Source organism: Klebsiella sp. K5-45, assembly GCF_030128605.1.
Taxonomy (GTDB): domain Bacteria; phylum Pseudomonadota; class Gammaproteobacteria; order Enterobacterales; family Enterobacteriaceae; genus Klebsiella; species Klebsiella quasipneumoniae.
Genome location: NZ_JAKUZW010000007.1, coordinates 334,509 through 357,414, shown reverse-complemented (window position 1 = coordinate 357,414; position 22,906 = coordinate 334,509). Strand labels below are relative to the sequence as shown.

Annotated in this window: 23 protein-coding genes and 1 pseudogene; 9 read left to right on the top strand and 15 right to left on the bottom strand. The window is 57.2% G+C overall.

Going from position 1 to position 22,906, the window contains the following annotated elements; genetic code table 11:
* Nucleotides 1-425: 425 nt before the first annotated feature.
* Nucleotides 426-992, bottom strand: coding sequence for a D-glycero-beta-D-manno-heptose 1,7-bisphosphate 7-phosphatase (gmhB, locus tag MKS11_RS17290; protein ID WP_004204479.1), 567 nt, complete (start codon nt 990-992; stop codon nt 426-428).
* Between the two features lie 188 nt (nt 993-1,180).
* Here gmhB and metN point away from each other — a divergent pair, with 188 nt between their 5' ends.
* From metN to MKS11_RS17255, 7 genes and pseudogenes are all read left to right on the top strand, one after another.
* The gene (metN, locus tag MKS11_RS17285; protein WP_002889450.1) at nt 1,181-2,212 is read left to right on the top strand and encodes a methionine ABC transporter ATP-binding protein MetN; all 1,032 of its coding nucleotides are present in this window, start codon (nt 1,181-1,183) and stop codon (nt 2,210-2,212) included.
* A complete protein-coding gene (locus MKS11_RS17280; protein ID WP_004204478.1) occupies nt 2,205-2,858 on the top strand; it encodes a methionine ABC transporter permease MetI in 654 nt (217 codons plus the stop codon). Before metN ends, MKS11_RS17280 begins: the two co-directional genes overlap by 8 nt.
* A gap of 43 nt (nt 2,859-2,901) precedes the next feature.
* Nucleotides 2,902-3,717: a methionine ABC transporter substrate-binding lipoprotein MetQ gene (gene metQ / locus MKS11_RS17275; protein WP_087771109.1), complete on the top strand. Its 816-nt coding sequence runs from the start codon at nt 2,902-2,904 to the stop codon at nt 3,715-3,717.
* Nucleotides 3,718-3,824: 107 nt separating this feature from the next.
* Entirely contained in the window at nt 3,825-4,232 is a 408-nt protein-coding gene (gene rcsF / locus MKS11_RS17270) for an Rcs stress response system protein RcsF (protein WP_004204477.1), read from the top strand.
* Nucleotides 4,229-4,936 carry a tRNA (N6-threonylcarbamoyladenosine(37)-N6)-methyltransferase TrmO gene (gene tsaA / locus MKS11_RS17265; RefSeq protein WP_043521946.1) on the top strand — a complete coding sequence of 236 codons (708 nt, stop codon included), beginning with the start codon at nt 4,229-4,231 and terminating at the stop codon, nt 4,934-4,936. The genes rcsF and tsaA overlap by 4 nt, the downstream gene beginning before the upstream one ends.
* Before the next feature lie 112 nt (nt 4,937-5,048).
* Nucleotides 5,049-6,767, top strand: a complete 1,719-nt coding sequence (proS, locus tag MKS11_RS17260) for a proline--tRNA ligase (protein WP_004204474.1) — start codon at nt 5,049-5,051, stop codon at nt 6,765-6,767.
* A gap of 58 nt (nt 6,768-6,825) precedes the next feature.
* Nucleotides 6,826-7,119 (top strand): annotated as a pseudogene (locus MKS11_RS17255) (hypothetical protein); the annotation flags it as partial.
* Between the two features lie 187 nt (nt 7,120-7,306).
* Here MKS11_RS17255 and nlpE read toward each other — a convergent pair.
* From nlpE to MKS11_RS17240, 3 genes are read right to left on the bottom strand one after another with little or no spacing between them, the layout of a single operon-like run.
* A complete protein-coding gene (gene nlpE, locus MKS11_RS17250) occupies nt 7,307-8,005 on the bottom strand; it encodes an envelope stress response activation lipoprotein NlpE (RefSeq protein WP_004204471.1) in 699 nt (232 codons plus the stop codon).
* 42 nt (nt 8,006-8,047) lie between these two features.
* Complete coding sequence (arfB, locus tag MKS11_RS17245; RefSeq protein ID WP_004204468.1) at nt 8,048-8,461, bottom strand: alternative ribosome rescue aminoacyl-tRNA hydrolase ArfB; 414 nt, start codon at nt 8,459-8,461, stop codon at nt 8,048-8,050.
* Nucleotides 8,458-9,003, bottom strand: coding sequence for a YaeQ family protein (locus MKS11_RS17240; protein ID WP_087771108.1), 546 nt, complete (start codon nt 9,001-9,003; stop codon nt 8,458-8,460). Before MKS11_RS17240 ends, arfB begins: the two co-directional genes overlap by 4 nt.
* A gap of 196 nt (nt 9,004-9,199) precedes the next feature.
* Here MKS11_RS17240 and MKS11_RS17235 point away from each other — a divergent pair, with 196 nt between their 5' ends.
* Complete coding sequence (locus MKS11_RS17235; protein ID WP_080936164.1) at nt 9,200-9,400, top strand: YaeP family protein; 201 nt, start codon at nt 9,200-9,202, stop codon at nt 9,398-9,400.
* Nucleotides 9,387-9,647 (top strand): Rho-binding antiterminator, encoded by a 261-nt coding sequence (gene rof, locus MKS11_RS17230; protein WP_002889424.1) that lies wholly within the window; start codon nt 9,387-9,389, stop codon nt 9,645-9,647. Before MKS11_RS17235 ends, rof begins: the two co-directional genes overlap by 14 nt.
* Nucleotides 9,648-9,659: 12 nt before the next feature.
* Here the strand turns inward: rof and tilS are convergent, their stop codons facing one another.
* The 11 genes from tilS to skp all read right to left on the bottom strand — a co-directional run bounded on the left by tilS (nt 9,660) and on the right by skp (nt 22,816).
* A complete protein-coding gene (tilS, locus tag MKS11_RS17225) occupies nt 9,660-10,973 on the bottom strand; it encodes a tRNA lysidine(34) synthetase TilS (RefSeq protein ID WP_284109631.1) in 1,314 nt (437 codons plus the stop codon).
* A gap of 53 nt (nt 10,974-11,026) precedes the next feature.
* Nucleotides 11,027-11,416 (bottom strand): VOC family protein, encoded by a 390-nt coding sequence (locus MKS11_RS17220; RefSeq protein WP_004204463.1) that lies wholly within the window; start codon nt 11,414-11,416, stop codon nt 11,027-11,029.
* A gap of 46 nt (nt 11,417-11,462) precedes the next feature.
* Nucleotides 11,463-13,616, bottom strand: a complete 2,154-nt coding sequence (locus MKS11_RS17215) for a lysine decarboxylase LdcC (RefSeq protein ID WP_004204462.1) — start codon at nt 13,614-13,616, stop codon at nt 11,463-11,465.
* A 113-nt stretch (nt 13,617-13,729) separates the two neighbouring features.
* Entirely contained in the window at nt 13,730-14,689 is a 960-nt protein-coding gene (gene accA, locus MKS11_RS17210; protein ID WP_004204460.1) for an acetyl-CoA carboxylase carboxyl transferase subunit alpha, read from the bottom strand.
* 12 nt (nt 14,690-14,701) lie between these two features.
* On the bottom strand, nt 14,702-18,184 hold the full coding sequence (gene dnaE / locus MKS11_RS17205) for a DNA polymerase III subunit alpha (protein WP_017900653.1): 3,483 nt from the start codon (nt 18,182-18,184) through the stop codon (nt 14,702-14,704).
* A 17-nt stretch (nt 18,185-18,201) separates the two neighbouring features.
* Nucleotides 18,202-18,801, bottom strand: coding sequence for a ribonuclease HII (gene rnhB, locus MKS11_RS17200; protein ID WP_004204458.1), 600 nt, complete (start codon nt 18,799-18,801; stop codon nt 18,202-18,204).
* A complete protein-coding gene (lpxB, locus tag MKS11_RS17195; RefSeq protein WP_087771107.1) occupies nt 18,798-19,949 on the bottom strand; it encodes a lipid-A-disaccharide synthase in 1,152 nt (383 codons plus the stop codon). Before lpxB ends, rnhB begins: the two co-directional genes overlap by 4 nt.
* Nucleotides 19,949-20,737, bottom strand: coding sequence for an acyl-ACP--UDP-N-acetylglucosamine O-acyltransferase (gene lpxA / locus MKS11_RS17190; RefSeq protein WP_004204455.1), 789 nt, complete (start codon nt 20,735-20,737; stop codon nt 19,949-19,951). Before lpxA ends, lpxB begins: the two co-directional genes overlap by 1 nt.
* Nucleotides 20,738-20,740: 3 nt before the next feature.
* Nucleotides 20,741-21,196, bottom strand: coding sequence for a 3-hydroxyacyl-ACP dehydratase FabZ (gene fabZ / locus MKS11_RS17185; protein WP_004145858.1), 456 nt, complete (start codon nt 21,194-21,196; stop codon nt 20,741-20,743).
* 105 nt (nt 21,197-21,301) lie between these two features.
* Nucleotides 21,302-22,327 (bottom strand): UDP-3-O-(3-hydroxymyristoyl)glucosamine N-acyltransferase, encoded by a 1,026-nt coding sequence (gene lpxD, locus MKS11_RS17180; RefSeq protein ID WP_087771106.1) that lies wholly within the window; start codon nt 22,325-22,327, stop codon nt 21,302-21,304.
* Between the two features lie 3 nt (nt 22,328-22,330).
* A complete protein-coding gene (skp, locus tag MKS11_RS17175; protein WP_002889325.1) occupies nt 22,331-22,816 on the bottom strand; it encodes a molecular chaperone Skp in 486 nt (161 codons plus the stop codon).
* Nucleotides 22,817-22,906 lie beyond the last annotated feature (90 nt).

Here is a 22,906-nt window from a genome sequence, read left to right as displayed (position 1 = left end):
CATGTGTTAGGCCTGCCGCCAGCGTTCAATCTGAGCCATGATCAAACTCTTCAATTTAAGTTTGATGCTCAAAGAATTAAACTTCGTAATGAATTACGTGTTCACTCTTGAGACTTGGTATTCATTTTTCGTCCGAGGACGTTAAGAATCCATGTCACTTTGAGTGCCCACACAGATTGTCTGATAAATTGTTAAAGAGCAGTTGCGACGCGCTTTAGCGCTCTGTCGCGAGGTGGCGTATATTACGCTTTCCTCTTTCAGAGTCAACCCGTTTTTCAGGATTTTTCTCTTCAACCGAACTGGCTGTTTGTGTGAAGTGATTCACATCCGCCGTGTCGATGGAGGCGCATTATAGGGAGCCCGCCGGGAATGACAAGCGGAAAAATACAATTTTATTTCAACCGCTCATCTTTTATACGTAACGCTTATTTTTGCTGCTTTTTAATCGCCGCCGGCAGCTCTGTCAGGCTATTTAGCACCCAGTCCGCGGCTTTTTCCGCTTCTTCAGTAACAGGCTTACCGGTACGTACCAGCACTTTAGTACCGACATCAGCAGCCGCTGCAGCCTGCATATCTTCCAGTTTGTCCCCTACCATATAGGAAGCGGCCATATCGATATGCAGATAATCGCGAGCTGAGATCAGCATCCCCGGATGCGGTTTACGGCAATCACAGGTCTGACGGTACTCCTCAACCGCACCCTGCGGGTGATGCGGGCAATAATAGATACCGTCCAGATCGACGCCACGGTCTGCCAGAGACCAGTCCATCCATTCGGTCAGCGTTTCAAACTGAGCTTCGGTAAATTTACCGCGAGCAATACCGGACTGGTTAGTGACCAGCACCAGCGCGTAGCCCATCTCTTTTAGTTCGCGCATTGCGTCAATGACGCCATCGATAAATTCAAAATTGTCGATTTCGTGGACGTAGCCATGATCGACATTAATAGTGCCGTCACGGTCGAGAAAAATTGCGGGTACTGACTTTGCCACCGGTTTGCTCCTGAAAAAGGCTAGTGCCGTTAGTATCGCATGTTTCCGCATGCAAGAAAGTGCTCATTATAAAGAGTCAGATTGATTTAGACGTCTGGATGCCTTAACATCCATTTCATTGCCAGGCATCGCCTGGATACGGCAGAAGAAAATGCCACGGCAAACGGCTAAACGATAATAAATAACTGATGATTAAACTTTCCAATATCACCAAAGTGTTCCAGCAGGGGAATCGCAGCATTCAGGCGCTGAATAACGTCAGCCTGCATGTCCCTGCCGGACAGATTTACGGCGTCATCGGTGCCTCCGGCGCCGGTAAAAGTACGCTGATTCGCTGTGTTAACCTGCTGGAGCGCCCGACTGAGGGCAGCGTACAGGTTGACGGTCAGGAGCTGACTGCGCTGTCGGAAAAAGAGCTAACCCGCGCTCGCCGTCAGATTGGCATGATTTTCCAGCATTTTAACCTGCTGGCATCCCGCACCGTTTTCGGCAACGTGGCGTTACCTCTGGAGCTGGATAACACGCCACAGGCAGAAATCAAACGCCGCGTGACGGAGCTGCTGGATCTTGTCGGCCTGGGTGATAAGCACGACAGCTATCCGGCTAATCTCTCCGGCGGTCAGAAACAGCGTGTCGCCATTGCCCGCGCGCTGGCCAGTAACCCCAAGGTACTGCTGTGCGATGAAGCCACCAGCGCCCTGGATCCGGCCACCACCCGTTCCATTCTCGAACTGCTGAAAGATATTAACCGTCGTCTGGGGCTGACCATCCTGCTGATCACCCACGAAATGGATGTGGTGAAACGCATTTGCGACTGCGTGGCAGTGATTAGCAACGGCCAGTTGATTGAGCAGGACACGGTGAGCGAAGTCTTCTCCCATCCGAAGACGCCGCTGGCCCAGCAGTTTATTCAGTCGACCCTGCACCTGGATATTCCGGATGACTACCAGGCGCGCCTGAAACCTACCGCTACAGCGGATAGCGTACCGATGCTGCGCATGGAATTTACCGGCCACTCCGTCGATGCGCCGCTGCTTTCTGAAACCGCGCGTCGCTTCAACGTGAATAACAACATTATTAGCGCGCAGATGGATTATGCCGGCGGGGTGAAGTTCGGCATCATGCTGACTGAAATGCACGGTACACAGGAAGACACTCAGGCGGCTATCGCCTGGCTGCAGGAACATCATGTAAAAGTAGAGGTATTGGGTTATGTCTGAGGCAATGATGTGGCTGCTGTTGCGCGGCGTATGGGAAACGCTGGCAATGACCTTTGTCTCCGGCTTCTTCGGTTTTGTCCTTGGCCTGCCGGTGGGCGTGCTGCTGTACGTGACCCGTCCGGGGCAAATCGTCGCCAATGCTAAACTGTACCGGACGCTGTCGGCGCTGGTGAACATTTTCCGCTCCATCCCGTTCATTATCCTGTTGGTCTGGATGATCCCGTTTACCCGCGTGATCGTCGGCACCTCAATCGGCCTGCAGGCGGCGATCGTGCCGTTGACAGTGGGCGCCGCGCCGTTTATCGCTCGCATGGTGGAGAACGCGCTGCTGGAGATCCCGACAGGCCTTATTGAAGCCTCCCGGGCAATGGGCGCTACGCCGCTGCAGATCGTGCGTAAGGTCCTGCTGCCTGAAGCGCTGCCGGGTCTGGTCAACGCCGCCACTATCACTCTTATCACCCTGGTGGGCTATTCCGCCATGGGCGGCGCGGTGGGCGCCGGCGGTTTGGGGCAGATTGGTTATCAGTATGGCTATATCGGCTACAACGCCACCGTGATGAATACCGTACTGGTATTGCTGGTTATTCTGGTTTATTTAATTCAATTCTCTGGCGATCGCATCGTCCGGGCTGTGACTCATAAATAACGTTATTGGCAGACAACACTCATTCTTACAGGAAGGAAATAACATGGCCTTTAATTTCAAAACCTTTGCGGCAGTTGGTGCGTTAATCGGTTCTCTGGCGCTGGTGGGTTGCGGTCAGGATGAAAAAGATCCGAATCATATTAAAGTCGGCGTTATCGTCGGGGCGGAGCAGCAGGTCGCTGAAGTCGCGCAGAAAGTGGCAAAAGAGAAGTATGGCCTTGACGTTGAGCTGGTGACCTTCAACGATTACGTTCTGCCGAACGAAGCGCTGAGCAAAGGTGATATCGACGTCAACGCCTTCCAGCATAAACCGTACCTCGACCAGCAGATTAAAGACCGCGGCTACAAGCTGGTGGCTGTCGGCAACACCTTCGTCTACCCGATCGCGGGTTACTCGAAGAAAATCAAATCTCTGGACGAACTGCAGCCGGACTCGCAGATCGCCGTCCCTAACGATCCGACCAACCTCGGTCGTTCTCTGCTGCTGCTGCAGCAGGTGGGCCTGATCAAACTGAAAGACGGCGTTGGCCTGCTGCCGACCTCGCTGGATATCGTCGAGAACCCGAAAAACCTGAAGATTGTTGAACTGGAAGCACCGCAGCTGCCGCGTTCTCTCGACGACGCGCAGATTGCGCTGGCCGTTATCAACACCACTTACGCCAGCCAGATTGGCCTGACCCCGGCGAAAGACGGCATCTTTGTTGAAGGGAAAGAGTCGCCGTACGTGAACCTGATCGTGGCGCGTGAAGACAATAAAGATGCTGAGAATGTGAAAAAATTCGTTCAGGCTTACCAGAGCGATGAAGTTTACGAAGCAGCAAACAAGATCTTTAACGGCGGCGCAGTGAAAGGCTGGTAATCTTTTCTCACCGTAATATCATTCAGGACGGGCTTCACGCCCGTCTTGTCATTTATGCAAGCACCTGATTCAATAACGCCCTGTTTTTTATTCATTGAGGAAATATTATGCGTGCTTTACCGGTCTGTTTGATAGCACTCATGTTAAGCGGTTGTTCCATGCTAAGCAGATCTCCCGTCGAGCCTGTTCAAAGCACTGCAACTCCTCCGGTTAAATCGGAGCCGACCAAACCACGCGCAACCCGTCCGGCGCCGGTACGTATTTATACCGATGCGTCAGAACTGGTAGGTAAACCGTTCCGCGATCTGGGTGAAGTGTCTGGCGAGTCCTGCCAGGCTTCGAATCAGGATTCTCCGCCGAATATCCCTACCGCCCGCAAGCGCCTGCAGATTAATGCCGCACGAATGAAAGCCAATGCTGTCCTGCTGCACCGCTGCGAAGTGACCAGCGGTACCCCAGGCTGCTACCGTCAGGCGGTTTGTCTGGGCTCGGCGCTTAACGTATCGGCGCAATGAGTGCATTTCAGTTCGCGCAGATAGGCGTTATCCGCTCGCCGTATAAAGAGAAGTTTGCCGTGCCTCGCCAGCCGGGTCTGGTCAAGCACGGCGGCGGAGAACTCCATCTGATCGCGCCCTACAACCAGGCCGACGCCGTGCGTGGTCTGGAAAGCTTCAGCCATCTGTGGATCTTGTTTGTGTTTCATCAGACCATGGAAGGCGGCTGGCGTCCGACGGTGCGCCCTCCCCGTCTCGGGGGCAACGCGCGTATGGGCGTCTTCGCCACCCGTTCCACGTTTCGCCCCAATCCCATTGGCATGTCGCTGGTTGAGCTGAAGGGCGTTCGCTGTCAGAAAGAGCAGGTGATACTGGAGCTCGGCAGCCTCGATCTCGTCGACGGTACGCCGGTGGTCGACATCAAACCCTATCTGCCGTTTGCCGAAGCGCTGCCCAACGCGCACGCCAGCTACGCGCAACAGGCACCGCAGGCGGATCAGGTCGTCAGTTTTACCGCCGAGGTCGAAACGCAGCTTTTGCATCTGGAGAAGCGTTATCCGCATCTGAAGGCGTTTATCCGAGAGGTGCTGGCGCAGGATCCGCGTCCGGCCTACCGTAAGGAAGAAGAGGCAGGTAAAAATTACGCCGTCTGGCTGCTGGATTTCAACGTCCGCTGGCGGGTGACTGCCTCCGGTTTTGAAGTCTTTGCTCTCGAAGCGCGCTAATTTTATTTTCCTCTCTTTTGGCATCTTTGCCACACTGGTAAACTAAACCACTTTTTTTGTTTCAGGCTGGGCAACCAGCCTGTTCCGCTCGTTTAACTGGAACCGTTACAACATGCGTACTAGCCAATATCTGCTCTCCACTCTGAAGGAGACACCTGCCGACGCCGAGGTAATCAGCCACCAGCTGATGCTGCGCGCCGGGATGATCCGCAAGCTGGCCTCCGGGTTATACACCTGGCTGCCGACCGGCGTGCGCGTCCTGAAAAAAGTCGAAAACATCGTGCGTGAAGAGATGAACAACGCCGGTGCGATCGAGGTGTTAATGCCGGTCGTTCAGCCATCTGAACTATGGCAGGAGAGCGGTCGCTGGGAGCAGTACGGCCCGGAACTGCTGCGCATTGCCGATCGTGGCGATCGTCCGTTCGTCCTCGGTCCAACCCACGAAGAGGTCATCACCGACCTGATCCGCAACGAGCTGAACTCCTATAAGCAGTTGCCGCTGAACTTCTATCAGATCCAGACCAAATTCCGCGACGAAGTGCGTCCGCGTTTCGGCGTGATGCGCTCCCGCGAATTCCTGATGAAAGATGCGTACTCTTTCCATACTTCGCAGGAATCGCTGCAGGAAACCTACGATGCGATGTACGCCGCTTACAGTAAAATCTTCAGCCGCATGGGGCTGGACTTCCGCGCGGTACAGGCTGATACCGGCTCTATCGGCGGCAGCGCCTCTCATGAATTCCAGGTGCTGGCGCAGAGCGGCGAAGACGATGTGATCTTCTCCGACAGCTCCGACTACGCGGCAAACATCGAGTTTGCGGAAGCCGTTGCGCCGAAAACGCCGCGCGCGGCCGCCACCCAGGAGATGACCCTGGTCGACACGCCGAACGCCAAAACCATCGCCGAGCTGGTTGAGCAGTTCAACCTACCGATCGAAAAAACCGTGAAAACCCTGCTGGTGAAAGCGGTTGAAGATAGCGCTTCCCCGCTGGTTGCCCTGCTGGTGCGCGGCGATCACGAGCTGAACGAAGTGAAAGCCGAAAAACTGCCGCAGGTCGCCAGCCCGCTGACCTTCGCCACCGAAGAAGAGATCCGCGCCCTGGTGAAAGCCGGTCCGGGCTCTCTGGGTCCGGTGAACCTGCCGGTGCCGGTGATTATCGACCGTACTGTGGCGGTGATGAGCGATTTCGCCGCCGGCGCCAACATCGATGGCAAACACTACTTCGGCATCAACTGGGACCGCGATGTCGCCACGCCGGAAGTCGCGGACATCCGTAACGTCGTCGCCGGCGATCCGAGCCCGGACGGCAAAGGTACCCTGCTTATCAAGCGCGGTATCGAAGTGGGTCATATCTTCCAGCTGGGGACGAAGTACTCCGAGGCGATGAAAGCCGCGGTCCAGGGCGAAGATGGCCGCAACCAGATCCTGACGATGGGTTGCTATGGTATCGGGGTCACTCGCGTAGTGGCGGCGGCGATTGAGCAGAACTTTGACGATCGCGGTATCGTCTGGCCGGATGCGATTGCGCCATTCCAGGTGGCGATCCTGCCGATGAACATGCACAAATCTTACCGTGTGCAGGAGCTGGCGGAGAAACTGTACGCCGAGCTGAGCGCCCAGGGTATTGAAGTGCTGATGGACGATCGTAAAGAGCGTCCGGGCGTGATGTTCGCCGATATGGAGCTGATCGGTATCCCGCACACCATCGTGCTGGGCGATCGTAACCTCGACAATGACGATATCGAATACAAGTATCGTCGCAACGGTGAGAAGCAGCTGATTAAGACCGGGGATATTGTGGAATATCTGGTTAAAGCGATAAAAGGCTAATCACCCAACCAGGGCCCTGAACGGATGTCAGGGCCTTTTTTTTACAAGGACTGTACTCATGACTGCACCTCTTCTCAGCAGCGGGCTGCTGACCTCCGCCCTGCTCCTGCCTACCGCCTGCACTGTAGACGTCGGCCGCAACGCCCCTTCCGCATCCGCTACCGATAGCCGCTCACTGCCATGGGCGGTCCCCCTCCAGCGCCACAGCTCGATTGCCGGCAGCGGACTGCGCGAAATCGCCGAAAGCGACCTACGTTCCGGCGACCTGCTCTTCTTCTCCAGCCTCGGCGTCACTTCGTTTGGGATCCGCGCCTTCAGTCCCTCTTCCGTGAGCCACGTCGCGCTGTATCTGGTGAACAAACCGAAGGCCGGTGCGGAGTAAAAGAACGATTTGCCCTTTCCCACCCGTCATGAGGCTCATGATTCGTGCGCTATGGTTGGTGGAAAAGGGGGACGGTAAAACCACCATGAACGAAGTCCGCTGGCCGGCTACCGCTGAGGCGTATCTCCTGCCCATTCCCCGGGCAGGAGCCGGACAATCAGTGTCCGCAGTCTTTCCCTGGAATAAATTTGCCGGCCTGATCCGTCATCAGCGTTTTCATCATTTCGCCGGTATCCGGGTTCGCCTCGAGGGTAAAGTGCCCTTCCACCACCAGCAGAACCGGACGTGAATCATTGCCGCGGGCAGCGGCATAATCCCGCTCAAGCTGGGCATTGTTCGCCACCGCGACGCGTTTACCGGTCGCGCAATCAGTAAAGGTTGCCGCATCGGCCATATAGAAGTACATGCCACGCATCGCCATCGGGGTGGTCGGCAGGCTGGCCTTCACCGGCTCCAGGGTATAGTTGAGAGGAGACTGAATGGGACTCCCGTTGCGGTCGAGCATCTCCAGCTTGTCGCCCTTCGCGCGAAAGTACGATTTTTCGCCCTTGCTGTTGGTCAGTACCAGCTTATCCGCCGTACGCGCCCAGGTGCCGTAAGAGGCAAAGGAAGATGGTTCACGACCAGCGCCCTGGTAGTGCTCATTCATCACCCAGGTACCGTCTTTTTCCAGGAACAGCGAGGTGTCGATGCCTTCGCAATCCGCGCAGGGCAGCACCCCACGCCAGCTTTGCTGCATCGGTTTGAGCTCTTCCATCGCTGCCGGCTGAACCGTGTCATTTTCGGCGCGATGGTTACAACCAAACAGCGCGAACAGCGAACAGGCCGCTATCACGGAGAATATGATTTTCTTCACTCTACTTTCCTTATGATCCATTCCACCCGTTCGCCTACGCCTTCACTGGCGAACTTTTCCACGCAGCGCCTTGACTGAGGACTTTTGCGCCTTAGAAGCAAGGCGACGCTCTTTGGATGCCCGAGTCGGTCGCGTCTCCCGGCGACTTTTTTGCACTGCGGTTAATTCTTTGATAAGGGCCACCAGCCGGGCGATCGCCGCTTCGCGGTTCATCTCCTGACTGCGGTATTCCTGAGCCTTAATGATAACCACACCGTCAGCAGAAATTAAGTGATGGCTGGCGGCGAGCAGGCGCTCTTTGTAAAACGCCGGCAGGCTCGAGGCTTTAATATCGAAGCGCAGATGGATCGCGGTCGACGCTTTGTTCACGTGCTGGCCCCCGGCCCCCTGGGCGCGAATACCTTCCAGCGTGATCTCGTTGTCAGCAATGGCCACACTGCGGCTGATAGTAATCATGCCGGCGCTTGCCAGGCGGTAAGCTGAATTTCCAGATTATTCTGAGCATCGGATAACCAGATGCTCCCCTCCTGCAAAGTGGCCTGCAGCGTCATCGTGCGGTCGGCAAAAGCGCTAAGCTTCGCCAGCTGGGCATCATCAAGATACCAGATGGTCAGCTTCGGGTACGCCGCAAGCTTGTTCTGATTTTGCTGCCACCAGATTTCAGCCGCCCGGCTGTTATAGGCGAACAACGCCACCGCCTGCGCCCGCGAGCAGGCTTTCTTGATACGTTTCTCGTCCGGCAGCCCCAGCTCGATCCACAGATCAACCCCGAGATGATCGTTAAGCAGCCACAGCTCCGGCTCGTCGTCTGACGAGAGGCCGCGCGTAAACTGCAGCCGTTCATCGGCATATTTGATCCACGCCAGCAGGCGCAGCATCATGCGCTCCTGGGTTTCCGACGGGTGCTGCGCCAGCGTCAGGTTAGCATCCAGAAACTGGTTGCGATCCAGATCGGCTACATTCACCGCGGCTTTATATATCGTCGCTTTCAGCGCCATGAATAAACTCCTGAAAAAAATGGCGTACATTGTAGCGAAACTGGCGGCAAAAGGCTGTCAGCAATCGCAGCAACCTGTTTCATCCTGCTGAAATTGCTTAAATGACTATGATATAGTTCCCTTGCTAAACAGAGTTTATCTTCGTAGGCTTAAACTTGCATCCCACGGTTGAGTCAGAACGCTGACAGGAGGGCATGTGGACCACTATTGTGAGTTAATACGCAAGCGGTATGCGGAAATAGCCAGCGGAGACTTAGGGTATATCCCGAATGCGCTGGGTTGCGTGTTGAAAGTATTGAATGAGATTGCGGCGGATGAGGCCCTTTCGGAGTCAGTCAGGGAAAAGGCCGCTTATGCGGCAGCAAACTTACTGGTGAGCGATTATGTCAATGAATGATACTTATCAACCCATTAACTGCGATGATTACGACAACCTGGAGCTGGCCTGCCAGCATCACCTGGTGCTGACGCTGGCGCTGAAGGATGGCGAACAGCTGCAGGCGAAGGCCAGCGATCTAATCTCGCGTAAAAATATCGAGTATCTGGTGGTCGAACTCGCCGGCAACGTCCGCGAGCTGCGCCTGGATAAAATCGCCAGCTTCAGTCACCCGGAAATCGGCACCGTGGTGGTGAGCGAATCCTGAATCAAAACGGGCTTAACCGCCCGTTTTCCTCCATGTCAGACTGACCCCTTCCCCGTCTTTGACTTCACCTTCGTGGGTCACAAACAGATTGTCCGCTGCGGCAATCGGCGTTTCACCGTAAAACAGCAGCGGCGTGGTGTCTCGTCGCCACGGAGCAACGCCCAGCTCCTGCCAGATCTTCTTTAGCTTACGGCCGCCATGACGCCCGACGATATGCAGATTGCCGCTGGCGCGAAAGCGGACGGTGACCGGCTCATCCGCCGAGGGCGGGCGTAGCCTGCCGCCCGGCTGCAGCATCAGCTCGCCGAGACCGTCCGCCAGCCGCAGCGTCTGGCGCCAGTCGGGCCAGTGCTGGACGCTATCCGCCTGCCCGGGTACATATCTCACCCAGTACAAGCGTTGCTGAAAACGACGGACGGTAAATTCCCCCAACCGCAGGCAGGGGCTGGCATCTTCCCGCGCCAGCGCCACCTCGTGCCAGAGGCGCTCCGGCACCTCGCGGGCAGGCATCGGCGCCCGCTGCCCGGCGAGCCAGCGACGCAGCAGCGCCGCGCGGCGGGGAGAACTCATCGACGTCAGTGGTGCGATAGCCAGCGACCCGTCTTCGGCCACCAGCGACGCGAGCTCCGCCGCCAGTATCTCGTCCAGCAGTTGCTCCTGCTCGGCGCACAGGCTGGCGCTGCGGGCGACGGCCTCGCTAAAGTGCGGCCAGCGCTCGCGCAGCAGCGGGATCACCCGCAGGCGCAGAAAGTTGCGGTCATAGGTATCGTCCTGATTACTCTCATCTTCAATCCACGACAACTGATGGGCGAGCGCCCACTGGCGTAGCGATTCGCGGGTTTCATTGAGGAGAGGACGCAGTAGTCGGCTCTCGGCAAAAGCAGAGGATGGCGCCATCGCCGACAGACCAGTAGGACCGCTGCCGCGTTTTAACGCCAGCAGCAGCGTTTCGCATTGGTCATCCTGGTGCTGGGCGGTCACTAACACCTCGCCGGCATTGAGCGTATCCTGAAAGGCCTGATAGCGCGCCGCACGGGCATGGGCCTCGACGCCCAGGCCGCCCCGGGCTAACGTCACGCGATGCACCACCAACGGCACCTGCCACTGCTGGCAAATCTGCCGACAGTGCGCCACCCAGTCGTCTGCGTGGGCGCTAAGGCCGTGGTGAACATGCACCGCCCGCAGCGTCAGCGAGGGATCCTGTTCCCGCAGCAGCACCAGCTGATGCAGAAGAACCGTCGAGTCCAGACCGCCGCTGAAGGCCACCAGCAGCTGGCGATGGGGATGAAGCGTATGCGCAATGTCAGCCGTCATAACCACAAACATACCGAGAAGTGATGGCCCGGCACGTTACCGGGCCAGGGTCGCGCTGGCAAGGTTTACTGCTGATATATTTCCAGCGGCAGGTCGTCCGGATCGCTAAAGAAGGTAAAACGTTTACCGGTAAAGGGATCGACGCGAATCGCTTCGCACTCCACGCCATGCGCAGTCAAATGCGCTACCGCAGCGTCGATATCATCCACGCTAAAGGCCAGATGACGCAGCCCGCAGGCTTCCGGACGACTGGGGCGGGCCGGCGGAAACGGGAACGAGAACAGCTCAATCACATACTCGCCGTTGAGCGCCAGATCGCCTTTCCAGGAGTCACGCTCGGCGCGATAAAACTCGCTTTGCAGCGTAAACCCCAGAGTATCGCAATAGAACGCTTTACTGCGGGCGTAGTCGGTCGCAATGATGGCAATATGGTGAACCCGTTTCAAACCCAGCATGGTCAAACTCCTTCTGTTAAGCCAGCCACGTTACTCGTGCGCGCCGTTAACGCGCAAGCCTTTCGTCATTTTTTAAGACTCGTACCCGATAAACGCCGTCCTCATCGCGCTTCGCGCCGTGAATATCGGTCTCAAACCCCGGGTAATGACGTCCTATGGAGCAGAGCATCAGCAGGAAGTCGAGCACCGCCCGGCTCTCCTCCGTGATCATCTCTCCTGGCATCAGCAGCGGTACCCCCGGCGGATAAGGGAGGATCATGTTGGCCGAAATCCGGCCCACCAGGTTCTCCAGTTCAATAGTTTCCACCTCACCTTTAATCTGGCGCTGCCAGGCATGATGCGGCGTCATTTTCATTTCCGGCAGGACGTCAAAGGCGCTGAGCATCAGCTGCGGCAGCTGGTGCTGGCGGATCAAGCGGTGGATCCCCTGCGCCAGATCCTGGATCCGCATATTGCGGTAGAAGTCGGGATCTTCGGCGTACAGATCCGGCAGCATATTCTTCACCCGCAGATTGAGATCGTAGGCACGCTTAAACTCGGTCAGGCCGCGCAGCAGCCCCATCGCCCGGGTTTTATCGATACCGATGCTAAAGAGGAACAGCAGGTTGTAGGGGCCCGTTTTCTCTACCACCACGCCCCGCTCGTCGAGGAACTTCGCCACCAGCGCCGCCGGGATCCCCTCTTCATCCATATTCCCCTGCTCGTCCATGCCCGGCGTCAGAATGGTGACCTTCACCGGATCGAGATACATATGATCCGCATCGGCATCTTTGAAACCGTGCCAGTCTTCGCCCGGTGCCACCGGCCAGCACTCGGCTTTATCCACCGCTTCCGGCTGCCAGATATCAAAGAACCAGCCGTCCGACTCTTCGCGCAGTCGCTGCACCTCTTTGCGGAAGTCCAGCGCCCGCTCAATGGAGCGCTGGATCAGGCGCTTACCGGAGTTACCGCGCAGCATCGCCGCCGCGGTCTCAATCGACGCGACGATGGGGTAGCTCGGCGATGTAGAGGTATGCATCATAAAGGCTTCATTAAAGGTCTCTTCATCATAGTTGCCCTTAATGTGGATCAACGAGGCCTGCGACAGCGCGGCCAGCATCTTATGCGTCGACTGCGTCTCGAAGATGACTTTACCGGGGATCCGCTCACCGCTCATGCCGCTTTTCCCCTGATATATCGGATGGAAATGGGTATACGGCACCCAGGCGGAATCGAAATGGATCGACGGGACGTCGAGCGTCTCTTTAAGCCAGGTGGTGTTGTAGAGCAGGCCATCGTAGGTGGAGTTGGTGATCACCGCATGCACGGGCCACTGCGCCCCGCCCGTGTCGCGCACTTTCTGCTGAATACTGTCGCGGGTAAACTCGCGCCGGGGGATACCGCCGAGGATCCCCAGCGCGTTGCGGGTCGGCTTCAGCCACAGGGGAACCACATCGCTCATCATCAGCAGGTGGGCCAGCGATTTGTGACAGTTACGGTCAATCAGCAGCGTGCTGCCGGCGGGCGCCGAGTACATGCCGACAATTTTATTGGACGTTGAGGTACCGTTGGTCACCATATAGCTTTGCTCGGCGCCAAAGGCGCGAGCGATATACTCCTCCGCCTCCAGATGCGGGCCGGTATGATCCAGCAGGGAGCCCAGCTCGGTGACCGAAATCGAGACATCCGCCTTCAGCGTATTCCCGCCAAAAAAGTCATAGAACAGGCAGCCCACTGGGCTTTTCTGATAGGCGCTGCCGCCCATATGACCCGGCGTACAAAAGGTATATTTACCCTCCTGCACATAGTTAAACAGCGCGCGGGTAAACGGCGGGGTGATATTGTCCAGGTACTCGCGGGTATACTGCCCGATACGGGTGGCGATCTCTTCGGAGAGTCCCAGCGCATATTCGAAGAACCACAGCGTCATGCGCAGATCCTGACTGCTGACATCCATCGTCGAGTGGGCGTTAATAAAGGCGTACAGAGGCAGATATTCATTGAGCTGATTGATATCGCTGCACAGATCGACGCTGTACTCATCCCAGTCGAAGATCACGCCGCAGATGCGCGGGTTGTGCTCGATAAACTGCAGCAGGTCGGCGCTGTTTTGCGGCCAGATGGTCTGAAAGCCCTGGCGCTGCAGCGCCGCTTCCAGTTCTTTGATCGGCTCGTCTTTGTGATAGACGCCGTGAGGCCCCATGATGGCGATGATATTCACGCTTTCCTCCTGGTATTCACCTAAGTCCAGCATCATAGCAATCCCCTGGGCGCATCGCACATAAAAAAAGGGCCGGAAAATCCGGCCCTTAGTCTTTTGCGCTAGCGGAATACTTAGGCGTAACCGTAGCTCATCAGACGTTGATAGCGGCGGTTAAGCAGCTCTTCTTCGCTGAGCAGATCGAGATCGGCCAGGTCCGCCAGCAGCTGCGCTTTCAGGTTTGCCGCCATCGCTTCCGGGTTGCGGTGGGCGCCGCCCAGCGGTTCCGGAACGATAGAATCGATCAGCTTCAGCTCTTTCAGACGCGGGGCGATAATGCCCATCGCTTCCGCAGCCAGCGGCGCTTTATCCGCACTCTTCCACAGAATGGAGGCACAGCCTTCCGGCGAAATCACCGAATAGGTGCTGTACTGCAGCATGTTGACCTTGTCGCCCACGCCGATAGCCAGCGCGCCGCCGGAGCCGCCTTCGCCGATCACGGTGCAGATCACCGGCACGCTCAGACGTGACATTTCACGCAGATTGCGAGCGATCGCTTCCGACTGGCCGCGCTCTTCCGCGCCAACGCCCGGGTAGGCGCCCGGGGTGTCGATGAAGGTGATGATCGGCATTTTAAACCGCTCAGCCATCTCCATCAGGCGCAGCGCTTTGCGGTAGCCTTCCGGGGCCGGCATACCAAAGTTGCGACGAATTTTTTCTTTGGTTTCGCGACCTTTCTGATGGCCAATGATCATCACCGGACGACCATCAAGACGCGCGATACCGCCGACAATCGCTTTATCGTCAGCGTAGGCACGGTCACCGGCCAGTTCGTCAAACTCGTCGAACGCCAGGCGGACATAATCCAGGGTGTAAGGACGGCGCGGGTGGCGCGCCAGTTGCGCAACCTGCCATGCACCGAGATCGGAGAAGATTTTGCGCGTCAGCTCTACGCTTTTCTCGCGCAGACGATGCACTTCTTCGTCGATGTTAATATCCAGTTTCTCATCCTGACGGCTTACCGCAGTCAGGGAATCGATTTTCGCTTCCAGCTCTGCAATCGGCTGTTCAAAATCTAGGAAATTCAGACTCATAGTATTCCTGTATTAGTCAAACTCCAGTTCCACCTGCTCCGAGCCGATAAGGCCACGCAGATCGTTGAGTAAACGATCGCTCGGAGAGACGCGCCATGTTGCGCCGAAACGCAACCGCGCGCGTGCATCCGCCCTCTGATAGTAGAGGTGCACTGGAATGGTTCCCGAACGGTGGGGTTCCAGAGACTGACGGAGTCGGTTTAAAAGCTGGTCATCAATTTGCCTGTCCGTCAGCGAGATAGCAAGCCCGCGAGCATATTTTTCCCGGGCTTCGTCAATGTCCATGACTTCACGGGCAGTCATTTTAAGCCCCCCGCTAAAGTCATCAAAGCTGACCTGTCCGCTGACGATAAGTATGCGGTCTTTTTCCAGCAACTGCTGATATTTATCCAGCGCGTCGGTGAATAACATCACTTCCAGCCGCCCGGAACGGTCATCCAGGGTACAGATGCCGATACGATTGCCGCGCTTGGTGACCATTACCCGCGCCGCAATCACCAGCCCCGCCGCCGTGGTCACTTTTCCACGATCGGTCGGATGCATGTCTTTGAGCCTCACGCCGCCGACGTAGCGCTCAATCTCTTTCAGATACTGGTTAATCGGGTGCCCGGTCAGGTACAGCCCCAGGGTCTCCCTTTCACCATCCAGCACCACCTGCTCAGGCCACGGCTGGCAGCTGGCGTAGGACTGTTCAATCTGCTCGGGCTCTTCCGCCAGTACGCCGAACATATCAGCCTGGCCGATGGCCTCGGCTTTGGCGTGCTGGTCGGCGGCTTTCAGCGCATCGCCCAGCGAATTCATCAGCGCCGCACGGTGCGGACCGAGACGATCGAACGCCCCGGACATAATCAGCTTTTCCAGCACGCGACGGTTGAGCTTTTTAATATCGGTCCGCGCGCAGAGGTCGAACAGCTCGCGGAAATAACCGCCGTTGTTGCGCGCCTCAATGATCGCTTCGATCGGCCCTTCGCCGACGCCCTTGATGGCGCCGATACCGTAGACGATCTCGCCGTCGTCGTTGACGTGGAAATGGTACAGGCCGGAGTTAATATCCGGCGGCAAAATTTTCAGCCCCATCCGCCAGCACTCGTCCACCAGGCCAACGACCTTCTCGGTGTTGTCCATATCGGCGGTCATTACCGCCGCCATAAACTCAGCCGGATAGTGCGCCTTAAGCCATAGCGTCTGGTAAGAAACCAGCGCGTACGCGGCGGAGTGCGATTTGTTAAACCCGTAACCGGCGAATTTCTCCACCAGGTCAAAGATTTTCATCGCCAGTTCGCCGTCAATGCCGTTTTTCTTCGCCCCATCCTCAAAGATAGAACGCTGCTTGGCCATCTCCTCCGGCTTTTTCTTACCCATCGCGCGACGCAGCATATCCGCGCCGCCGAGGGTATACCCGGACAGCACCTGGGCAATCTGCATGACCTGTTCCTGATACAGGATGATGCCGTAGGTCGGCTCCAGCACCGGTTTCAGGCTTTCATGCTGCCACTGCACGTCCGGATACGAGATCTCTTCTCGGCCGTGCTTACGGTCGATAAAGTTATCTACCATCCCCGACTGCAGCGGGCCCGGGCGGAACAGGGCCACCAGAGCGATCATATCTTCGAAGCAGTCCGGCTGCAGGCGTTTAATCAGATCTTTCATGCCGCGCGATTCAAGCTGGAAGACCGCAGTGGTTTCCGAGCGCTGCAGCATGTCAAAGCTTTTCTTGTCATCCAGCGGGATGGCGGCGATATCCAGCGGCCCTTCGCCGTTCTTCTCACGGCGCTTATTAATCATCTCCAGCGCCCAGTTAATGATAGTGAGCGTACGCAGACCGAGGAAGTCGAATTTCACCAGCCCGGCGTATTCCACGTCGTTTTTGTCAAACTGGGTAACCGGATGCAGCCCCTGCTCATCGCAATACAGCGGGGCGAAGTCGGTGATTTTGGTCGGTGCGATAACCACGCCGCCCGCATGCTTACCGGCGTTTCGCGTCACCCCTTCCAGCTTACGCGCCATGTCGATCAGCGCTTTCACTTCTTCGTCCGCCTCGTAGATCTCCGGCAGCTGCGGCTCGGCCTCGAAGGCTTTCGCCAGCGTCATGCCCGGATCGGGCGGCACCAGCTTGGAGATGCGGTCGACAAAGCCGTACGGGTGACCCAGCACGCGGCCCACGTCGCGGATGACCGCTTTCGCCGCCATGGTACCGAAGGTGATGATCTGCGATACCGCGTCGCGGCCATACATATCCGCCACGTGCTCGATAACCTGGTCGCGTTTCTCCATGCAGAAGTCGACGTCAAAGTCGGGCATTGAGACACGTTCCGGGTTAAGGAAACGTTCGAACAGCAGGTCGAACTCCAGCGGGTCGAGATCGGTGATCTTCAGCGCGTAGGCCACCAGCGAACCGGCGCCGGAACCGCGGCCCGGGCCGACCGGCACACCGTTATCCTTCGACCACTGGATAAACTCCATCACGATCAGGAAGTAGCCGGGGAAGCCCATCTGGTTGATCACCTGCAGCTCGATATCCAGACGCTCGTCGTATTCCGGCCGGCGCTTCGCGCGCACTTCCGGATCCGGGAAGAGGAATTCCAGCCGCTCCTCCAGACCTTCTTTCGATTTCATCACCAGGAAATCTTCCGTGGTCATATCGCCGGTCGGGAACTGCGGCAGGAAATATTCGCCAAGCCGCACGGTGACGTTGCAGCGCTTGGCAATTTCAACGCTGTTTGCCAGCGCTTCCGGAATATCGGCGAACAGCTCGCACATCTCTTCCTCGCTGCGCATATATTGCTGCGGCGAGTAGTTGCGCGGCCGTTTCGGGTCGTCGAGGGTGAAGCCGTCGTGAATAGCGACGCGGATTTCATGGGCGTCAAAGTCGCCAGTGTCGAGGAAGCGGACATCGTTGGTCGCCACCACCGGCAGACCACGCGCTTCCGCCAGCGCCACGGCGGCATGAAGATAACTCTCTTCATCCTGACGACCGGTGCGGATCAGCTCCAGAAAATAGCGATCCGGGAAATGCTCTTCATAGAAGGCGACGCACTGCTCAACCAGCGGCATGTTGCCGCGGATCAGGCTGACGCCGACGTCGCCTTTACGGCCGCCGGAGAGCAGAATCAGCCCTTCCTGATGTTCCACCAGCCAGTCGCGATCGATCCACGGCCCCAGGGCGCCGTAGCCGCGCTGATAGGCGCGGGAAATCAGCAGAGTCAGGTTCTGGTAGCCGGTGTTATTCGCCGCCAGCACGGTCAGCTCGGTAAATTCGTCGCCGAGCAGGTCGCACTGCACGTGGAAATCGGCGCCGACGATCGGCTTAATCCCCGCGCCGTGTCCCGTCCCGTAGAACTTCACTAGCCCGCAGAGGTTGGTGAAATCGGTGATCGCCAGCGCTGGCATGCCAAGCGAGGCCGCCTTCTTGACCAGCGGCCCGGTCTTTGCCAGCCCATCGATCATGGAATAGTCGCTGTGCACCCGCAGGTGTACGAAACGTGGTTCAGCCATCTTTAGATCCCGGTGACTTAGTTGGACGCCAGGCCCAGGGCACGCTTCACCGGGCCAAAACTGCGCCGGTGATGCTCTGTTGCGCCGTGTTCCTGCAGCTTCTGCAGGTGAACAGCGGTGGGATAGCCTTTATGCTGGGCAAATCCGTAGTGGGGAAATGCGAGGTCCAGCGTGGCCATTTCGGCGTCACGAGTGACTTTTGCCAGAATAGACGCTGCGCTGATTTCTGCCACCCGGCTGTCGCCTTTGACTACTGCCAGGGAGGGCATCGGTAGCGATGGGCAGCGGTTGCCATCGATCAGAACAAACTCGGGTACAATGCTCAGGCCGGCGACGGCGCGCTGCATCGCCAGCATAGTGGCATGCAGGATATTCAGCTCATCGATTTCGTGCGGCTCGGCGCGTCCCAGGCTCCAGCACAGCGCTTTCTCTTTAATCTCATCGAACAGCGCCAGACGACGCTTCTCGCTGAGTTTTTTGGAATCATTCAGACCCACAATCGGCTTCGCCGGATCGAGGATCACCGCCGCGGTCACCACCGCGCCAACCAGGGGGCCACGCCCGACCTCATCGACGCCGGCAACCAGATGGGTATGCGGATAGACGAACTCCATCATTGTTTTGCTAACTCCAGTACGGCATCCGCCGCCTGCTCATCGGCGTTGCAGCGGATCTGCTGATGCAGCGCGCGGAATGTCTCATGCATCTCATGACTGGTTTTGCCATCGGCCAGCAGCGGCTGCAGAGCGGCAGCCAGCGCCTGAGGCTCGCACTCATCCTGCAGCAGCTCTTTAACCAGCTCGCGCCCGGCAAGCAGGTTCGGCAACGAGACGTAGTCGGTTTTAACCAACCGCTTCGCCAGCCAGAAGGTGAACGGCTTCATGCGATAGCCAACCACCATCGGGCATTTCGCCAACATACACTCCAGCGCCGCCGTCCCGGAGGCCAGCAGCGCGGCGTCGCTGGCGATCATCGCATCGCGCGCCTGACCGTCCAGCATATGGACGATCATATCCGGCGCCGTCTCAGCTTTAATTCGCTCAAACTGCTCCCGCCGTTTGGCATTAACCAGCGGCACCACCACCTGCAGATCGGGATAGCTAGCCCGCAGAAGCTGAGCGGTTTTCAGAAAGTCCGCGCTGAGCATTTCGACTTCTGCGCCGCGGCTGCCGGGCAACAGCGCCAGGCAACGCACGTCGTGCGGGATCCCTAACCGATCGCGCGCTGCGCCTTTGTCAGGATCCAGCGGCATCGCATCCGCCATGGTATGGCCGATAAAACGGCAGGGAACGTTAAATTTGTCATAAAACGCTTTTTCGAAAGGCAGAAAGGCCAGCACCAGATCGGTGGATCTGCCGATTTTGAAAACGCGTTTTTGTCGCCAGGCCCAGACCGACGGGCTGACGTAGTGAATGGTTTTGATGCACTGCTTTTTCAGATTCCCTTCGAGGGTAATATTGAAATCAGGGGCGTCGATGCCGACGAAGACGTCGGGACGCAGCTCGCCGAAGCGGCGGGTCAAATCGGCGCGAATATGGAGTAAGCGACGCAGGCGACCGAGCACTTCAACAATCCCCATCACCGCCAGCTCTTCCATTTCGTACCAGGCTTCACACCCTTCCGCCTGCATCAGCGGTCCCGCCACGCCGACAAAGCGCGCATTCGGGATGCGTGCTTTGAGGGCGCGGATGAGGCCGGCGCCAAGAATATCGCCGGAGGTTTCTCCGGCGACCAGGGCAATCGTCAGGGGACGCTGTTCAGTCATTAACGAATCAAGCCGCGGGTAGAGCGGGCGAAGAAATCGACAAACGGCTGGACTTCAGGATGCTGAGTCGCCAGTTCGGCGATCTCCGGCTTGGCTTCTTCCAGCGTCTTGCCGCTGCGGTACAGCAGTTTATACGCGTTGCGGATCGCGGTAATCGCTTCCCGGCTGAAGCCGCGGCGTTTCAGGCCTTCGATATTGACGCCGAATGGCGTCGCATGGTTGCCCTGGGCAATCACGAACGGCGGAACGTCCTGCGCCACGCCGGAGCAGCCGCCAACCATAACATGTGAGCCAATGACGCAGAACTGGTGCACCGCGGTCATGCCGCCGATAATGACATAATCATCCAGCGAAACATGGCCCGCGAGCGTCGCGTTATTGGCCAGAATGCAGCGATCGCCAAGCGTACAATCGTGCGCCACGTGGGCGTTGATCATCAGCAGGTTATCGTTGCCCACCTTTGTTAATCCACCGCCCTGTACTGTGCCGCGATGAATGGTGACGCTTTCGCGAATGCGGTTGCGATCGCCAATTTCCACCCGGGTCGGTTCGCCAGCATATTTCAGATCCTGGTTAACTTCGCCGATGGAAGCGAACTGATAGATCTCATTGTCACGGCCGATTTTGGTGTGGCCATTAACGACAACGTGAGACTTCAGTACGGTGCCTTCGCCGATTTCGACGTTGGCGCCAACAATACAAAACGGACCAATGTGGACGTTAGCGCCAATCACGGCGCCTTCTTCTACAATGGCGGTAGGATGAACAAAAGCGGTTTTATCAATCACGTATCAGGCCTCCCGGCTACGCGCACACATCATCGTCGCTTCGCAAACCACTTTACCGTCAACCAGCGCAACGCCTTTGAAACGGGTCAGGCCGCGGCGGGTTTTCTCGAAAGTGACTTCCATAATCATCTGATCGCCTGGTACTACCGGGCGTTTGAAACGTGCTTCATCGATGCCCGCGAAGTAATACAGCTCGCCTGGTTCCAGTTTTCCAACGCTTTTGAATGCCAGAATCCCGGTGGCCTGCGCCATTGCTTCCAGAATCAGGACGCCCGGCAAAATCGGCTTACCAGGGAAATGCCCCTGGAAAAACGGCTCGTTTACAGAAACATTTTTTACTGCGCGCAGAAAACGACCTTCTTCAAAATCCAGCACGCGATCTACCAGCAGGAACGGGTAACGGTGAGGCAGAAGTTCCAGAATCTCTTCAATGTGCAGAGTATGAGTGTCAGTAGTCAAAATACTCTTCCTGTCTAAATGTACTAAAAGGCAATAATAACACGGCCTGCGGCAATCTTTTAGCGAATGCAACAGGCCGGAAATGTCATGTGACCAAATGATGAATTAGTCTTGTTGATTAACCTTGCGCTCAATCGCTTTCAGGCGCTTGCTCATCTCGTCAATATTCATCACCAGCGCAGCGGTTTTACGCCACGCCTTGTTCGGCTGCAGCGGAATACCGGAGGAGTATACGCCAGGTTCGCTGATAGGACGCATCACCATCCCCATCCCCGTGACGGTGACCTTATCGCAGATTTCCATATGGCCGTTAATCACGCTGGCGCCGCCAATCATGCAGTAGCGGCCGATTTTCAGGCTGCCTGCCATGATAACGCCGCCGGCAACCGCGGTATTGTCGCCAATCACCACGTTATGTGCAATCTGGCACTGGTTATCGATGATAACGCCGTTGCCAATCACGGTATCGTCCAGCGCGCCGCGGTCAATTGTGGTGCAGGCGCCGATCTCCACGCGATCGCCAATAATGACGCGACCCAGCTGCGGGATCTTCACCCAGTTGCCGCGATCGTTGGCGTAGCCGAAGCCATCCGCGCCGATCACCGTGCTGGACTGGATCAGGCAATTCTCGCCGATCTCAATCTCATGGTAAACGGTCACATTGGCCCACAGACGCGAGTCGGCACCTATTTTCGTATTTTTCCCAACGAAGCAGCCTGCGCCGATGACCACGTTATCACCCAGCACTACCCCGGATTCGATAACGGCGTTGGCGCCGATGGCAACGTTGCTACCCAGCTTCGCCGTCGGATCGATAACCGCGCTCGGCGCGATATCCTGTGCCGGCTGCGGCGTGGTATCCAGAATTTGAGCCATGCGCGCATAGGTCAGGTAGGGATTACGCACTACCAGCGCGGCGCTATGGGCAAAAGGCAAATCATCCTGCGTCATCACAACGGCAGAAGCCTGGCAAGCGGCCAGGTGCTCACGGTACTTAGGGTTGACCATGAAAGTGATTTGGCCCGTTTTCGCGCTCTGCATGGACGCAACGCCGGTGATGACGATGTCGCCATCACCGTGTAATTCTGCATCCAACTGCTGCGCGAGATCAGCCAGTCGAATTGAAGGCATTACTTATTTAACCTGTTTCAGCACATCAGCGGTGATGTCTTTTACATCGCTGCTGTTGTATGCAACGGCATTCGCGTCAACCACCAGATCGATGCTCTGATCTTTCGCTACGCTCTGTACGGCAGTCTGGATACGGGTCACCAGTTTGCCACGCTCTTCGTTGGAACGACGAGCGCGATCCTGTTCAAACGCCTGCGCTTTCTGGGAGAAGGTCTGGCGCTGAGCCATCACGTCTTTTTCCAGTTTGGTACGATCGGCGCCCGGCTTCATGGACTGCAGACGCTGCATTTTAGACTGCAGGTCGCCTTCCATACGCTGCAGTTCGCTAGCGCGGCCTTTGAACTCGTTTTCCAGCGTGTTGGAAACGCCAGTTTTCTGGGCAACCTGTTGGAACAGGCTGTTCATGTTCACCAGGGCAATTTTATCTGCCGCCTGAGCGGAAGTTACCATTGCCAAACCCAGACCTGCAGCTAATAACCACTTTTTCACAATAAACTCCTTACCATCCCATGAGTACCCAGGGGTACCGTTATTTGCGTGGCGAGGCGATAAACGCGTTATCGCCTACGGTCAGCGCTA

Coding starts and splice junctions, on each gene's coding strand:
- metN (WP_002889450.1), top strand. CDS start 1,181: ATGATTAAACTTTCCAATATCACCAAAGTGTTCCAGCAGGGGAATCGC.
- MKS11_RS17280 (WP_004204478.1), top strand. CDS start 2,205: ATGTCTGAGGCAATGATGTGGCTGCTGTTGCGCGGCGTATGGGAAACG.
- metQ (WP_087771109.1), top strand. CDS start 2,902: ATGGCCTTTAATTTCAAAACCTTTGCGGCAGTTGGTGCGTTAATCGGT.
- rcsF (WP_004204477.1), top strand. CDS start 3,825: ATGCGTGCTTTACCGGTCTGTTTGATAGCACTCATGTTAAGCGGTTGT.
- tsaA (WP_043521946.1), top strand. CDS start 4,229: ATGAGTGCATTTCAGTTCGCGCAGATAGGCGTTATCCGCTCGCCGTAT.
- proS (WP_004204474.1), top strand. CDS start 5,049: ATGCGTACTAGCCAATATCTGCTCTCCACTCTGAAGGAGACACCTGCC.
- arfB (WP_004204468.1), bottom strand. CDS start 8,461: ATGATTACTATCAGCCGCAGTGTGGCCATTGCTGACAACGAGATCACG.
- MKS11_RS17240 (WP_087771108.1), bottom strand. CDS start 9,003: ATGGCGCTGAAAGCGACGATATATAAAGCCGCGGTGAATGTAGCCGAT.
- rof (WP_002889424.1), top strand. CDS start 9,387: ATGTCAATGAATGATACTTATCAACCCATTAACTGCGATGATTACGAC.
- tilS (WP_284109631.1), bottom strand. CDS start 10,973: ATGTTTGTGGTTATGACGGCTGACATTGCGCATACGCTTCATCCCCAT.
- MKS11_RS17220 (WP_004204463.1), bottom strand. CDS start 11,416: ATGCTGGGTTTGAAACGGGTTCACCATATTGCCATCATTGCGACCGAC.
- accA (WP_004204460.1), bottom strand. CDS start 14,689: ATGAGTCTGAATTTCCTAGATTTTGAACAGCCGATTGCAGAGCTGGAA.
- dnaE (WP_017900653.1), bottom strand. CDS start 18,184: ATGGCTGAACCACGTTTCGTACACCTGCGGGTGCACAGCGACTATTCC.
- rnhB (WP_004204458.1), bottom strand. CDS start 18,801: ATGATGGAGTTCGTCTATCCGCATACCCATCTGGTTGCCGGCGTCGAT.
- lpxB (WP_087771107.1), bottom strand. CDS start 19,949: ATGACTGAACAGCGTCCCCTGACGATTGCCCTGGTCGCCGGAGAAACC.
- lpxD (WP_087771106.1), bottom strand. CDS start 22,327: ATGCCTTCAATTCGACTGGCTGATCTCGCGCAGCAGTTGGATGCAGAA.